This window comes from Streptomonospora litoralis, from assembly GCF_004323735.1.
GTDB lineage: Bacteria > Actinomycetota > Actinomycetes > Streptosporangiales > Streptosporangiaceae > Streptomonospora > Streptomonospora litoralis.
In genome coordinates, this window is record NZ_CP036455.1 from 5360578 (window position 1) to 5373624 (window position 13047).

Below are 13047 nucleotides of genomic sequence, written 5' to 3' on the forward strand. Positions count from 1 at the left end.
CAAGGACCGCAAACGGACCGTCCGCGGCGTCGGACAGCAGGCGGGGCCGCGTTGGCCGCGCAGGCGCCGTCCCGGGCGGCGGAGCCGACGTCACTCCGCAGCGGGATCGAGCGCGACGACCGACTTGATGCCGCCGTCCTGGGGCGTGAACGCCTCCTCGGCGCGGTCGATCGGGACGCGGCGGGTGACGATGCGCGCAAGCCACTGTTGGTCGGCGGCGGCCAGTGCGTCGGCGGCCTGCCGGTAATGGCGCAGGTTGGCGTTGACCGACCCCACCACCGCGTCGTTCTCCATCACGATGTCGCGGTTCAGGCTGCCCGCGTCCACGGCGATCCGCCGTCCACCCGGCGAAACCCCGGTAAGGCAGACGATTCCGTAGGCGGAGGTCCCCGCCATGGCCTCGAACACCAGACGGCCTGCTCCAGTCGCCTCGATGACGATGTCGGGGGCCAGCTTCGACATCACCTGCTCGATGTCCTCTGTGTGGTACTCCGCGCCCAGGTCGCGCACCAACCGGGGTTTGGGGCCCTCGGTGATGCGGTCCAGCACGTGCACATCCAGGCCCCGCTGCCGCCCCAGCAGGGCGGCGAGCAGGCCGATGGGGCCGGCCCCGGTGACGAGCACCCGCCGGGGATCGAACCAGGAGCGGTTGCCGACGCGCTCGACCTGCTCCCAGGCTTTGGCCACCACGGTGGTGGGTTCCATGAGCATGCCCACCCGCTCCAGGCCGGGATCGAGTTTGACGGCGTACTCCGGCTCCACGCACCACGCCTGCGCGCCGTAGCCGTCGGCGCCCTTGATGCCTCGCTCGGTGTAGCGGCCGTTGCGGCACATGTCGAACTCGCCGTGCGCGCAGGCGCCGCACGGCACCGGGTCGGGGCGGCGCACCACGCCCACCGCGAGGTCGCCCGCAGCGAAACCGCTCCCCTCGGGCGCCTGGCGGACCCGCCCCAGGGACTCGTGGCCGACGACGAACCACTCCCGCCCCTCCGGCAGCGCCCCGTGGCCGCCCGAGACGATCTCCCGGTCGGTGCCGCAAACGCCGAGGGCGAGGCCCTGCACCAACATCTCCCCCGGCTGCGGGTCGGGGTCGGGCATCTCGCGCACCTCCAGCGGGTTCTCGCTGTCCGGGCGAACGGTCACTGCGCGCATATCTGCCCCTATGCCGGCCGACTCCAGCGGATTCACCTTCCTGCCTAGCCGCAGCGCCGCCCGCCAAACCCGCCGACGAACCCGGCGGCCGCCGTACACCGCACTCGGCGGAGAGGACGGACCGACTCGGTCCGGCGCATCCCGGAAAGCCATCGGAAGGGCCCGCGTTTCCCCCGGCGCAAACCCTCCGTGAGTATCCGGCGACCGTCTCCTACCGGGTTTCGGGAATCGCAACCTCGCACACTCGCCGAAGTACCGATTTTCTGGGGATAGCGCCTGTGTCCAGCCGCAGCCGAGGACAGCACATCGAACCGCGACGCGACTTGACGGAAATGCCATGCTGCCGTAGAAAAGCGTTATAAGCAGCGCGCAGGGCAGTCGATGCACACTCCCGCGGTGAATTCATTGAAAGGGGTCGCGGCATCCGCACAGGGGTAGGGATTCGTCTTCCACAGCGGCCCGGACACCCGTCGACCAGGCCGCGCACCCTGCCGACCGCCCGTCCGGCGTCCCGGTCGGGCCCAACCGCGCAATTGCCGTGTTTCAACGGGAAGCCGAGGAGTCGCAGTGGCACAGCAGGTACAGGTTCTTCTCGTCGACGACATGCAGGGAGGCACGGCCGAGGAGACCGTGCCCTTCTCGATCGACGGAACCTCGTATGAGATCGATCTCAACGCGGAAAACGCCGAGGAGCTGAGAGCGGCCATCATGCCGTTCGTCGAGTCGGCCCGGAAAGTCCGTTCGGCGAAGAGCACCGGGAACCGGCGCCGGAATCGCCCCAGCCAGAACCGGCAGCGCACCGCCGATATCCGCGCGTGGGCGAAACAGCAGGGCAAGGAGGTAAACGACCGCGGCCGTATCCCGGCCTCGATCGTCGCCGAGTACGAAGCCGCGCATTGAGTCCCGTCCGCGGACGCTATCCGGGCGCACCTCCCGTTTCCCGGCCGATGGTTCTTCGGTGATTTCTCCCCGACCTCGCCGGTTTTCCTTCGGCGCCGGGTGTTTCGGCGCAAGAGGTGCGGCCGGGTGCTGATCAGCAGGCTCCGAGTCCGGCCGGGGCGGTGGACAGCCCCGCACCGCCCCGGGCGCCGGATCCGGCCGCCACCACCCGGCCCGACCATGTCGGCGCAGGGTCCGCTCGCCGGTGACAGGCCGCCCGCTCCGGCGACTCCCGACCGCCCCGGCCCGCTTCTACCGCGCGCGAAGGCGAGCGCATCGGCGACCTCGGCGCGGTCGCGCGGGTACAGCACCAGCCCCGGCGGGCCGGAGCGCAGAAAGTTGTGCCGCACCGCGCCGTATGCCGGATCACCCGGTTCGACAGCGCCCGGCCAGATTCGCCGGGACGCCGTCCTAGTCGATCCCCTCGCGCCCGAGGGCGTTGACCCCGCCGTGCCCAGTTCAGCCCGGCTCTACGACTACTATCTAGCGCGCCACGAGGCGTTATGTGACCGAGTGAGGGTGCAAGACCCTCGCGGGCTACTGCCGCCCGCACGGGTTCACTCGGAAGCCGCGCCGTTCGCCTCATGTATCGGAGCGGCCGCATCCTTGCCATCCTGTGTCTGGACGGGCAAGCCTACTGAGGCCAGAAGGGCCAGCTTGTCCGCGTCGTCGGATCCGGGGTCCGGGTGGTGCACGACGAGTTTCAGGTCCTCGGCCCCGCCCACGCTCAGCCGCTCCCTGTTGAGCGTGAGTCCCCCGATCTGCGGGTGATCCAGCCGGATCGGCGTCCCGCGCTGTCCTCGTACTTCATGACGAGCCCAGAGCCGGCGAAACCGGGGGCTCGCCAGTGAAAGCTCTCCGACGAGCTCCGCGAAGCGGGGATCCTCGATGTCGTTGCCCACGGATTGCCGCAGATTCGCGACGAAGCACTCCGTGACGTTCTCCCACTGCGGGTACAACCTCTGCTGGTCCGGCTCCAGGAACATGTCCCTCAACTGGTTGCCGCCCGTGGCGAGCCGGGGATCGAGGGCTCTGGCGAGCGAGTTCGAGGCCAGGATGTCGAAGTACCGGCCTTCGATGAAGGCGGGCTGGACGAGGGAGTCCAGGAGCTTGAGCGCGCCGGGCGGCACGGTCTCCTTGCGCGGTCGGCGCCTGCGCTTCCGGCCCGACTCGGAGACCAAGGTCAGCAGGTGGGCGAAGTGGTCGTCGTCGAGGTGCAGCACCCGCGCGATCGCCTCAAGCACCTGCACGGACGGGTTGCGATCGCGGCCCCGCTCCAACCGCAGGTAGTAGTCCGCGCTGATGCCGGCGAGCATGGCGACCTCCTCCCGCCGCAGCCCGGGCGCACGCCGCACCCCGATGTTGGGGATGCCCGCCTGCTCAGGCGTCACCAGCTCGCGCCGAGCGCGCAGGTACGCACCGAGGGCGTTCGTTCTCTCGCTCATGCGCCAAGCCTAAATCGCCGTAAAGCGAATAGAGGGGGTCCTGTCACACCCCAGGCTCGACAGGGCTCTGGGCGCGGCGAGCGGCCCCGCATAGCGTTCCCGACGGACCACTCGAGCCACCCATTTCGGAGGAGATCCATGACCGTCACACTCATCACCGGGGCCAACAAAGGCATCGGTTTCGAGACAGCCGAACAGCTTCTGGAGTTGGGCCACGTCGTCTACATCGGCGCGCGCGACGTCGAACGGGGTGAGAAAGCCGCGGCCGCGATCGGCACACGATTCGTTCAACTCGACGTGACCGACGACGCGTCGGTGAACGATGCGCTGGCGACGATCGAGGCGGCCGAGAGCCGGCTCGACGTCCTGGTGAACAACGCGGGCGTCCTGGCTTCGGGCGACGTCGACGGTCCCTTGGCGCTGCATGCCTTCGACACCAACGCGGTGGGAATCGTGCGGGTCACGGAGGCGGCGCTCCCCCTGCTGCGCAAGTCCTCGAATCCCACCGTCGTCAACGTTTCGAGCAGCGCCGGGTCGTTCTGGGCGGTGACCAGCCCCGACCGGCCCGAGTTCCACCTGTCGTCCGCGCTCTACTCCGCGTCCAAGGCGGCGGCCACCATGCTGACGGTCCAGTACGCCAAGTCCCAGCCGGGCATCAAGTTCAATGCGCTGGAGCCCGGCACCACCGCCACGGACATGACCGCGGCCTTCGGGATCGGTAGGGCACCCGAAGAGAGCGCCAAGGCCGTCGTGCGCCTGGCGACCCTCGACGCCGACGGCCCGACGGGAACCTTTCAGGACGAGAACGGGGAACTGCCCTGGTAGGCGCGTAGGAACCCGCAAGGGAACTCAGCAGCGACACCCGGCCCGGGACGCGCGTCCCGAGTCATCGGAATCCGAGTACAGCCCCTCGTCGGGGCAGAGGGAGGTAATCATCATGGCTGTCTTCGACATCCACGAGTTCTACCGCCGTTACGTCGAGGAACTCAACGCCCACAGGTTCGACGGCATGGACGAGTTCATCCACGACGAGGTCACCCTGAACGGCGAGCCGGGCACCCGGGACGATGTCATCGCGGTTCAGCAGGCGGACATCGATGCGGTGCCGGACTTCCGCTGGGAGGTCCAGGAGTTCCTCGTCGACGGCGACCGCGCGGCTGTCCGTGCGATCAACACGGGTACCCCCGTGAAGGAGTGGCTCGGCGTGGCTCCCACCGGTGCCTCCTTCGAGATCGTCGAGTACGCCATCTACCGGATCCGCGACGGACGGTTCGTGCAAATGACGGCCCTGCACGACGGCTCGGCGCTGGAGCGACAGTTGGCGGGCTGACCTTTCGCCCACCGACTTGGGCGGAGGCGCTGGTGCAATGCACCCCACATCCCCTCATCGGGCGGGTGAGCCTCGGCTGCAGCGTCCTGACAGCCGCGACACCGACCTCAAGACCGTCGCCCATACGGCGGCCCCGGGCAGCGAGGACGGCTCCAAGCACCAGCTCGCCGGCATCATCTCTTCTTCAAGGAGCGACTCGTGACCACGATCGGCATCATCGGAGCGGGTGAAGTGGGCACCCAGCTCGCCCGCGCAGCCGTCACCCACGATTACCAGGTCGTCATCGCCAATTCACGGGGACCGGAAACGCTGACGCATCTCGCCGACGATCTCGGACCCTCGGCCCGAGCCGCGCCGGCGGCCGACGCCGCCGAAGCGGGCGACTTCGTGATCATCGCCGTCCCCCTCAAACTGGTCAACGACATGCCTGTGCAGCAGCTGGCCGACAAGATCGTGCTCGACACCAACAACTACATGCCCTGGCGCGACGGCCACTTCCAGCCCATCGACTCGGGGGAGAAGACCGTGCACGAGCTGCGGCAGGAGCACTTGCCCACCTCAAAGGTCGCCAAGGCATTCACCCACATCCAGGCTCCGCGCCTTTTCCTCTCCGCCAGCGCCCCGGGCACTCCCGGTCGGCACGCTCTCTCGGTCTCCAGCAACTACGCCGAGGCGGTGGAGCTGGTCACGCACCTGTACGACGAGTTCGGATTCGACACCGTCGACAACAGTCCACTCAGCGAGTCCTGGCGAAGCGACCCGGGCCAACCTGCCTGGCTCTCGCACTCCCACCAGACGCGCGAGCAACTCGCTGCCAACCTGGCCGGCGCCCGCCGGATCAGGTACCCCGCCCGAGGCTGATCCTGGCGTCCGACCTGCCGGTCCACTCGCCACGCAGTGCGTGAGGTAGCGCAGTTCGGACGCCGCGCGGCGGGCACGGTGGGCGCGGGCCGGCTCCGCACCCGCACCTCGTGCTGGTGCGGGCTTTGTTCGACGGCGAGCACCGCCACCACGCCGCCTGCGGGCGCGGGGGCGTGCTGCAGGGCGTTGGCCAGCAGTTCATCGGCCACCAGAACGATGCCGTCGCCGCGGTCGGTGGGTGCGAGCGTGCGGACGATCCAGGACCGGGCGGCGGGAACCTCGGCCGCATCGGCGGATAGCCCCGGACGGCGATACGTGCGCCGCGTCACCGTCGTGAGCGTCGCTGTCGGGCAATAGGGCATGGCGAGTGCGCCTACTCGGCGGGCGGCTGTGTGGTGCAGCCGCCACCCAGGCGCACCTCTTATTGCCTGGTCAACGTGTTCTTCCGAGTTTTCTCCGCCCTTTCCCGGTCTCCCGCGGACAGCGCGGTGCTCGGCTGTCGACCCTCGTTGGAGCTCCGGCCATCGGATGCGGCGCGTTGCTCCGTCGGTGCTCGTATGTTGAGGAGCGCCAGGTCGCTGGCCCGGTGTCGCGCCGGCTCCCCGACACCGGGCTGCGCCCGAACCCGGCCGGCTCAGTCCGGGAGCGCGTGCGCGACTATCGCGGCACCGACGGGGCAGAGGCGCTGTCTGTGCAGGTCAGCGGACTGCAAATGGCGCCTGCTGTGGTGCAGCATCCACCAACTCGGACGGGTATACTCGTCGCGGGCCGTTAGCTCAATTGGCAGAGCTGCTGACTTTTAATCAGTAGGTTCCGGGTTCGAGCCCCGGGCGGCCTACTCGTTTTCCCAGGTCACGCCCACCATATCTCCGCGGGTTGCCGGATATCGACGGCCGTGTTGCTCCGTCGGTGCTCTTATTGCAGCACCGTGTCGATTATGCAGGTCACCCGCCGACGAGCCGCCAGCCGACAGCCCGAGAACCCCGGCTCCGCCGATTCCCACTGGAGCAAAACGGAGCGACTGGGACACTGCGGCAGAACCGTCCTCGCCCCTGAGCCAGGGCGGCCCATTCCTGCTGAGATCGACACGCCGGAGCCGGGCGGCGACCTGCGCTTTGCCACCATCGGAGGGCAGGCGTGATCATCAGGAAGGATGTCGTCCAGGCCCTCTCGCGTCGCGCTCGACGTGGCGGATGGCCACATAGGCCCCGGAGGTAGGTGCTCCAGGTAGCGCCGCACCAGCGCGTAGGGCGCCTGCTCGTCCTTGAGAACGTGCAGCACCGCCACCAGCAGCAGCCCGACCGGCCGCGGCAGGTCGAGGCGCCCGGTGACTTCCGGGTGGGCGAAGACCGTCTCCGGTTCGCGCATGTCGGCCTCGACCACTCCCGTCATATCGGGGCGGTCTGCCAGCAGCGCCTCGGCGTGGACCCGAACCACGGGGTCGTGGTCGACAATGACCACCCGGGCCTCGGGGTGATGGTGCCGGGCGACCTCGTGCACTGGGCCTTCGGCGGGCAGTCCCGCGCCGATGTCCCACTTGGCCGCCGAGGCCCCGCCGCACTGGCGTGGCTGGAGCGCGCCCGCCAGTTGGACGATCACAACGAGTCCGTCTACAGGAACTGATGCGCGCCCACGCCCGCAACGACCGCCCCGACGAGGTGACCCGCGTCTGCACCCTGCTGCAGCAGGCCCTGGGCACCATTTGGCGCCGCGCCCAGTCCGGCCAGCACGCACCTTCTCGAGGAACTGACGTCGCTGAGCCTGGCCGCAGCGAGAAAGCCGGTGCGGCCCCGCCCCCGCCTTCAGCGATGATGTGGCGCGTCGGCCTTAACCACCCGCCTGGACCGCATGTGGCTCACGTGTTGCCGGTCATCACGTTCGGAGCCGAGAACGGTACTCGCCCGGGGGTATTCCTCTGGCACGTCGGAAAGCGCGGCTGAAAGCGTGCGGGGTGGCATAGCCGACCGCGCCGGAGATCGACTCGACCGGCTCGTCGGTGTCGCGGAGCCGGCCGGACGCCAGATCCATGCGCCACGGCGTCACAGATCCCCGTCAGGTCTTCCAGGGCGATACCGGCCGAGGTGCGTTCAGCCTCGGTCACGATCTGCTTGGCGATGACGTGGTTGGTGTTCGCAACGTGGCGCGCTTCCCTGCGCCGCCGCGTCTTCAGCCGGCGTTTCGCCGATGTCGTCTTCTTGGCCTGGAGTTCGGCCCGCAGGGCGGCCTGGCGCTTGCGGTGGCGGTTCAGGCCCCGCCCGGCCGCCCGGTAGCCGGTGGAGGTGGTCGCGATGTTGGCGATGCCCAGATCCACACCGATGAACCCCTCCGGCGAATACTGCTCGGCCTCGGCCACCTCGCAGGTGGCCATCAGGTAGAACACGCCGCCGCGTTCGACCAGATCCGAATCGCCCTGCCGGTGCTCTACCAACATCTTGAGCGCCTCCGGTGCGCAGGCGAAGCCCACGTTCTTCAACCGGCCCGCGGTGGTCCAGACGGAGACGGTCCGCTGGTCGTAGCGCCAGCTCAAACACCGGTCGTCGAAGGGGTGGGGCGGCCTCGGGCCGGAAGGCGACCGGCGCGGACTCGGCCTTTTGGCGGCGCTTCGAACCGGGTCTGCCGAGGTGGCCGGCCCGGATATCGGCCGCCAGCGTCGTGTAGGCGTCGCGGACCTTCTTGATGGTGTGCTGGGCCGCCTGGGCGCCCAGACCTTGGGAGCGCAGGCCGGCGTAGGTGTGCTTGCGCAGCTCGTACTCACGCGGCACACCGAGCTCGAAGGCCACCGCCCAGACCCGGTTGGCGGCCTCGTTGAGGGTGCGCAGGGTCGCTGACAGCGCGGACGCCTGTGCGGCATCGGGCACCAGTTTGACCTGCACGACGAGCTTCACAGCGGCGATCCTACGATCACCGCCGCCCCGATAGGGGCCGAACGCCGAAATCCGCAGGCGTGCTCGTATTCGGGGCAGGGCCGTGATGAGAAGCGATTCCTCCCGGCTCTGCAGAGCCGGGGCTCCTCGCTAGAATCAGCTGAACCCCGCCCCGTGCGGGAGCACGACGGCGGGCGCGTCGAAGGCGTCGAAGTCGATGTTCTCGCTGGGGCACCGGCCTTCAGGGGCCGGTCGGGGAGGAGCTTTCGCGGCCCAACCGCAGGCTGATCACGGCCGTGAGTGTGAAGACCCCGGTCTGGTACAGCATCGCGTGCCAGAATGCGCCGCCGGAGTCCGCGGCGGGCGCGAGGTAGGCGAGGGATGCCAGCGTGATGCCGATGGACCCGCCGAGCTGCTGCGCGGTGGGCAGCAGCCCGGAGAGCGACCCGGTTGTCTCCGCGCTCGTGCGCGCCAGCACCAGGGAGAACACCGAGGCGGTGAAGACTCCGAATGCCGCGCCGCCCGCAGCCAGCAGCGGCGCCGCCCCGAGGGCCGACGCGGTGCCGAGCAGAGGGGCGAGACCGGCCATGACCGCCGCCAGCACCAGCGCCGACGCCGTCAGCAGCCGCGAGCCGTGGCGACGGGCCAGGACCGGGGCGCACCGGCTGCCGACGACGGCCGCGGCGGCGAAGGGCGTCGACAGTGCGGCGGCCGCCAGTGCGGAATAGCCCGCGGCCTGCTGGAGGTGCAGGAGCAGCAGGAAGGTGAACGACGGCACCCCGGCGTTGAAGACGAAGACCAGCAGGATGCCCGATCGCGCGGTCCGCGCGCGCAGGGCGGCGGGATGGATCAGCGGGGCCGCGCCGCGGCGCTGCGACGCGGCGAAGCACGCCAGCACCAACGCGCTGCCGCCGAGGCTGACCAGGGTCCACGGCGGCCATCCCGCGTTCGGACCGAGAGCGAGCGGGAGGATCAGCATCCCGAACCCGGCCGTAGCGAGTATCGCGCCGACCGCGTCGATCCGCAGCCCAGGGGCCGGACGCGACCGCGGCAGCGCCCGTGCCCCCGCCAGCGCTGCCAGCGCCACCGGAACGTTCGCCAGAAAGACCGTCCGCCAGCCCAGCCCCAGCAGGTCCGCGCCGAGCAGCAGCCCGCCCAGCAGTGGGCCGGCGAGTGAGGCGACCCCCATCGTCGCCCCGTACAGACCCAGCGCGTGGGCCCGCCGACCGGTGGGAACGGCCGTCTGGATGATGGAGAGGACCTGGGGGGCGACGAGCCCGCTGCCCGCGCCCTGCACGAGGCGAGCCGCGATCAGCGCGGCCGCTGTAGGCGCGAACGCGCACGCTGCGGAGGCGAGCGCGAAGACGGCCGTGCCGACGGCGAACAGGCGGCGGTAGCCGTAGCGGTCGCCGAGCCGCGCGGCGGTGATCAGCAGGCACGCGTAGGTGAGGGTGTAGCCGGCGAGCAAGAGTTGCACCTCGCCCGGCCCGGCGTCCAGACCGCGCTGGATCGCCGGGGCGGCCACCTGCGCGATCGTCACGCTGAGCAGCTGCACGAAGGTGGCACCGAGCACGACGGGCAGCACGAGCTTCGATTCGGCGGAACCGGCGGCCCGGGGTGCCGGCGGGCGTGCGGCGTTCACGCGGACCGGTCGGCGGTGAGCGCCGCGGCCAACTCGCCGGGGCGCGCGGCGAACGGGCTGTGGCTTCCCGCAAGCGTCCGGACCGCGAACGGGTTGGCGGGGAACCCGGCGTCGGCCTCGGCGATCATCAGGTCCTGGGTTTCGGTCGGCAGCGACCGGTCGCCGGCGCAGCGCAGGAACGTGCGCGGGATGCGTCCCCAGCCCTGGGGCGTCAGGGTGACCGGGCTCGACGGGATGGCCATGGGCAGGTCGGGGCTCAGGGTCGTCCGCCACCGGTCGAAGCGGTCGGCGGGCATGTCGTGGTAATGGGTCCGGCGCAGCTCCGCGACGTAGGCGGGGTCGGTGGAGACGGGGTTGATCCGCACGGCGCCGACTTCGTCGGGGTCGGCGACCGGCAGGCCGCCGCCGAGTGCGCCGGCGTTTTCGGGCGCGGACAGGTAGTCGTAGAAGCGAGGGCGCCCGGCCGGGACGAACGCGGACAGGTAGACGATGCGGTCGACCAGTTCGGGGGCGCGTTCCGCGGCGAGGGACGCGGGCCCGCCCCCGGCGCTGTGGGCGACCAGGACGACGGTGCGAGCGCGCCCGCGCACCGGCCGCAGCGTCTCCAGCACCGTGTCGGCGCACTCGTCCATCGACACCCCGGCCGCCTGTGATCTCTCCGTGCGCATTCCCGGTTGATTCGCGGCGAAGTAGCCGCTGGGCAGTGGGGCGGCGAACCCGTGGCCGGGCAGGTCGAGGGCGACGCTGGGCGCGCCGAGTGCGGCGAGCGAGCGCTGTGCGGGTCCCCAGTGGGCGGCGCCGTGCCAGGCGCCGTGGACGAGAACGAACAGCGTATCCATCGGTGCGGCTGTGGAAGGCATGCCCGTATTCCACTGGCGATGGCGTCGGCTATGTACGTGTATATCTACCTGTGCGGCGAACGATATCTTAGAGGTATCGCTGGAGGAGGGGAGTCGCCATGGAGGCGCGGCACCTGCGCTACGCGGTGGCGCTCGCCGACCACCGGAGTTTCCGCCGCGCCGCGGCGACCGTCGGGATCGCGCAGCCGCCGCTGTCCAAGCAGATCGCGGCGCTGGAACGCGAGGTCGGCGCCCGGCTGTTCGACCGCACCGCGCGGGGCGTCGTCCCCACGGCCGCGGGCGAGGCGTTCATCGCCAGGGCGCGCCGGTCGCTGGCCGAGGCGTCGGCCGCCGCGATCGACGCCGCGCGTGCGGACCGCGGCGAGACGGGGCGGCTGAGCCTGGGGTTCGTCGCCTCCGCGCTGCTGGACCCGCTGCCCGCCGTGTTGAGCCGGTTCGGGACGCAGCGACCCGACGTGCGCCTGGTGCTGCACGAGATGGCGACGAGCCGGAGCACCGCCGCACTGGTCACGGGCGAATTGGACGTGGCCGTCGGGCTGGGGCCGCCGCGCGGAACGGGTGCGGAGTCGCTGGTTTCGGTCACCATCGGCCGCGATCACCTGGTGGCCGTGGTGGCGCGCACCCACGCCTACGCGGGGCAGCGGACGGTCGCGCCGGAGCAGTTGCGGAATCAGCAGCTCATCGTCGCGCCGGGCGAGGACGAGCCGGCCATCGCCATCGGGCTGCGCCGGCTGCTCGGCCCCGATTCCTGGACGCTGGAAGCCGCCACGGTCGCCAGGGATGTCCACACCATCGCCGGCCTGGCGGCGTGCGGAGTCGGCGTGGGCCTGGGCCCCTCGCGCATGCGGCTGAACGCGCGGCCGGACGTCTGGATGTGCGACGTGTCGCCGCGTACCCGGCTGCCCGACCTGACCCTGTCGTTCCGCGCCGACGACCGCTCCCGCGTGCTGGAGGCGTTCTTGGACACGATCCGGGCCGACTGCCCGGACGTCGGCGACGCCCTCGACCGGCGGCTGGACCACAGCGCTCCGTCCGACCGCGAGCCGCCCCTGCGTGAAGCCGGACCCGGGAAGGATCGCTGAGCGCAGCGGCGCCGACGCGCTGTCAGCAGGCGCGGCCGGCGGCCGGGCCGCTAGGCGACCGCTTTGGCGAACGAACGGAGATTCAGGTGCAGCGGGGCGAGCAGCTGATGAGCAGACGGCAGCCAGCGAGCGCGTCGCGGCCACACAGCACCCGATAGGTCGCCTGTGTGCCTGCGCACGCGGGGGACGGCACGCGTCGGGCGCGCCTGCGGGCCGGTGTCACGACCTGACGGCAGTGACGGCCTCGTCCCAAAGGTCTTCCAGCGAAACGGTGCCGTTGCGCTGTACCCATGCCTCGGTGGCGACGTCGAGGCAGGTCAGGGCGGTGGCGATGATCGCGGCGGCGTGGTGGGTGGCGCGCTTTTCGTCGATGTCGGCCGCGGCGCGCAATCGTCGGGTGAGTTCGGGCACGAGCATGTCCTGCCAAGCGAGGTGCTTTTCCAGGTGGCGTGCGCGCAGGGATGGCGCCTGGAACAGCATCCGGGCGATGCGCAGGTCTACCTCGGTGCCGGCCCAAGCTTCGTCGCGCAGCGCCAGAAGCGAGGCACGGACCGCGATCCAGGGTTCTTCCTCGGGAGGGCGCTCGGCCAGTGCGGAACGGACGCGGTGTCCTCGGTCGATCAGGCCGCCCAGGACGACGTCCTCTTTGGTGGCGAAGTAGCGGAAGAACGAACGCCGGGAGATCCCGGCAGCCTCGGCGATCTGATCGACGGTGGTCTCCTCGAAGCCGTGCTCGAGGAAGAGGGACATGCCGGTCTCGGCGATCTCCCGGTGGATCGCACGGCGTGTGCGTTCTCGCAGACGGGGCTTGGCTTCTCCACTGTTCACGGGCTCAGCCTATAAGAAGAAGTCGCTTAGTGCCGTTTGTGGCA

Annotated in this window: 13 protein-coding genes and 1 tRNA gene; 7 read left to right on the forward strand and 7 right to left on the reverse strand. The window is 70.5% G+C overall.

Translation table 11 applies throughout. The features are described 5' to 3' along the window. Positions 1 to 90: 90 nt before the first annotated feature. Positions 91 to 1152, reverse strand: coding sequence for a glucose 1-dehydrogenase (locus EKD16_RS22860; protein WP_131101283.1), 1062 nt, complete (start codon positions 1150 to 1152; stop codon positions 91 to 93). A gap of 567 nt (positions 1153 to 1719) precedes the next feature. Here EKD16_RS22860 and EKD16_RS22865 point away from each other — a divergent pair. Then, the gene (locus EKD16_RS22865) at positions 1720 to 2052 is read left to right on the forward strand and encodes a histone-like nucleoid-structuring protein Lsr2 (protein ID WP_131101285.1); all 333 of its coding nucleotides are present in this window, start codon (positions 1720 to 1722) and stop codon (positions 2050 to 2052) included. A gap of 596 nt (positions 2053 to 2648) precedes the next feature. Here the strand turns inward: EKD16_RS22865 and EKD16_RS22870 are convergent. Continuing rightward, the gene (locus EKD16_RS22870; RefSeq protein ID WP_131101287.1) at positions 2649 to 3536 is read right to left on the reverse strand and encodes a helix-turn-helix domain-containing protein; all 888 of its coding nucleotides are present in this window, start codon (positions 3534 to 3536) and stop codon (positions 2649 to 2651) included. 138 nt (positions 3537 to 3674) lie between these two features. Here EKD16_RS22870 and EKD16_RS22875 point away from each other — a divergent pair, with 138 nt between their 5' ends. The 5 genes from EKD16_RS22875 (at position 3675) to EKD16_RS22890 (ending at position 6565) form a co-directional block, all read left to right on the forward strand. Continuing rightward, positions 3675 to 4361: an SDR family NAD(P)-dependent oxidoreductase gene (locus tag EKD16_RS22875; RefSeq protein ID WP_131101288.1), complete on the forward strand. Its 687-nt coding sequence runs from the start codon at positions 3675 to 3677 to the stop codon at positions 4359 to 4361. A gap of 112 nt (positions 4362 to 4473) precedes the next feature. Next, positions 4474 to 4866 carry an ester cyclase gene (locus EKD16_RS22880; RefSeq protein ID WP_131101289.1) on the forward strand — a complete coding sequence of 131 codons (393 nt, stop codon included), beginning with the start codon at positions 4474 to 4476 and terminating at the stop codon, positions 4864 to 4866. A gap of 37 nt (positions 4867 to 4903) precedes the next feature. Continuing rightward, positions 4904 to 5068 (forward strand): hypothetical protein, encoded by a 165-nt coding sequence (locus EKD16_RS25545; RefSeq protein ID WP_165498642.1) that lies wholly within the window; start codon positions 4904 to 4906, stop codon positions 5066 to 5068. Then, on the forward strand, positions 5065 to 5727 hold the full coding sequence (locus tag EKD16_RS22885) for an NADPH-dependent F420 reductase (protein ID WP_131101291.1): 663 nt from the start codon (positions 5065 to 5067) through the stop codon (positions 5725 to 5727). The genes EKD16_RS25545 and EKD16_RS22885 overlap by 4 nt, the downstream gene beginning before the upstream one ends. A gap of 765 nt (positions 5728 to 6492) precedes the next feature. Continuing rightward, positions 6493 to 6565: transfer RNA gene (locus EKD16_RS22890), tRNA-Lys, on the forward strand. 77 nt (positions 6566 to 6642) lie between these two features. On the opposite strand, the gene EKD16_RS22895 is transcribed toward EKD16_RS22890, so the two are convergent. The 4 genes from EKD16_RS22895 to EKD16_RS22915 all read right to left on the reverse strand — a co-directional run bounded on the left by EKD16_RS22895 (position 6643) and on the right by EKD16_RS22915 (position 11093). Beyond that, positions 6643 to 7326: an SAM-dependent methyltransferase gene (locus tag EKD16_RS22895; RefSeq protein WP_165498643.1), complete on the reverse strand. Its 684-nt coding sequence runs from the start codon at positions 7324 to 7326 to the stop codon at positions 6643 to 6645. A gap of 256 nt (positions 7327 to 7582) precedes the next feature. Beyond that, positions 7583 to 8254 (reverse strand): hypothetical protein, encoded by a 672-nt coding sequence (locus EKD16_RS26645; protein ID WP_449456893.1) that lies wholly within the window; start codon positions 8252 to 8254, stop codon positions 7583 to 7585. Positions 8255 to 8832: 578 nt separating this feature from the next. Further along, positions 8833 to 10176: an MFS transporter gene (locus EKD16_RS22910; RefSeq protein ID WP_131101295.1), complete on the reverse strand. Its 1344-nt coding sequence runs from the start codon at positions 10174 to 10176 to the stop codon at positions 8833 to 8835. 53 nt (positions 10177 to 10229) lie between these two features. Next, positions 10230 to 11093, reverse strand: a complete 864-nt coding sequence (locus tag EKD16_RS22915; RefSeq protein WP_131101296.1) for an alpha/beta hydrolase — start codon at positions 11091 to 11093, stop codon at positions 10230 to 10232. A 98-nt stretch (positions 11094 to 11191) separates the two neighbouring features. On the opposite strand from EKD16_RS22915, the gene EKD16_RS22920 reads away from it, so the two are divergent. Beyond that, positions 11192 to 12175, forward strand: coding sequence for a LysR family transcriptional regulator (locus tag EKD16_RS22920; protein ID WP_131101298.1), 984 nt, complete (start codon positions 11192 to 11194; stop codon positions 12173 to 12175). 219 nt (positions 12176 to 12394) lie between these two features. Here the strand turns inward: EKD16_RS22920 and EKD16_RS22925 are convergent, their stop codons facing one another. Continuing rightward, on the reverse strand, positions 12395 to 13003 hold the full coding sequence (locus EKD16_RS22925; protein ID WP_131101300.1) for a TetR/AcrR family transcriptional regulator: 609 nt from the start codon (positions 13001 to 13003) through the stop codon (positions 12395 to 12397). Positions 13004 to 13047 lie beyond the last annotated feature (44 nt).

Bases quoted from the DNA above. Each gene is read 5' to 3' on its own strand.
- EKD16_RS22860 (WP_131101283.1), bottom strand. From the start codon at position 1,152: ATGCGCGCAGTGACCGTTCGCCCGGACAGCGAGAACCCGCTGGAGGTG.
- EKD16_RS22870 (WP_131101287.1), bottom strand. From the start codon at position 3,536: ATGAGCGAGAGAACGAACGCCCTCGGTGCGTACCTGCGCGCTCGGCGC.
- EKD16_RS22875 (WP_131101288.1), top strand. From the start codon at position 3,675: ATGACCGTCACACTCATCACCGGGGCCAACAAAGGCATCGGTTTCGAG.
- EKD16_RS22880 (WP_131101289.1), top strand. From the start codon at position 4,474: ATGGCTGTCTTCGACATCCACGAGTTCTACCGCCGTTACGTCGAGGAA.
- EKD16_RS25545 (WP_165498642.1), top strand. From the start codon at position 4,904: ATGCACCCCACATCCCCTCATCGGGCGGGTGAGCCTCGGCTGCAGCGT.
- EKD16_RS22915 (WP_131101296.1), bottom strand. From the start codon at position 11,093: ATGCCTTCCACAGCCGCACCGATGGATACGCTGTTCGTTCTCGTCCAC.
- EKD16_RS22920 (WP_131101298.1), top strand. From the start codon at position 11,192: ATGGAGGCGCGGCACCTGCGCTACGCGGTGGCGCTCGCCGACCACCGG.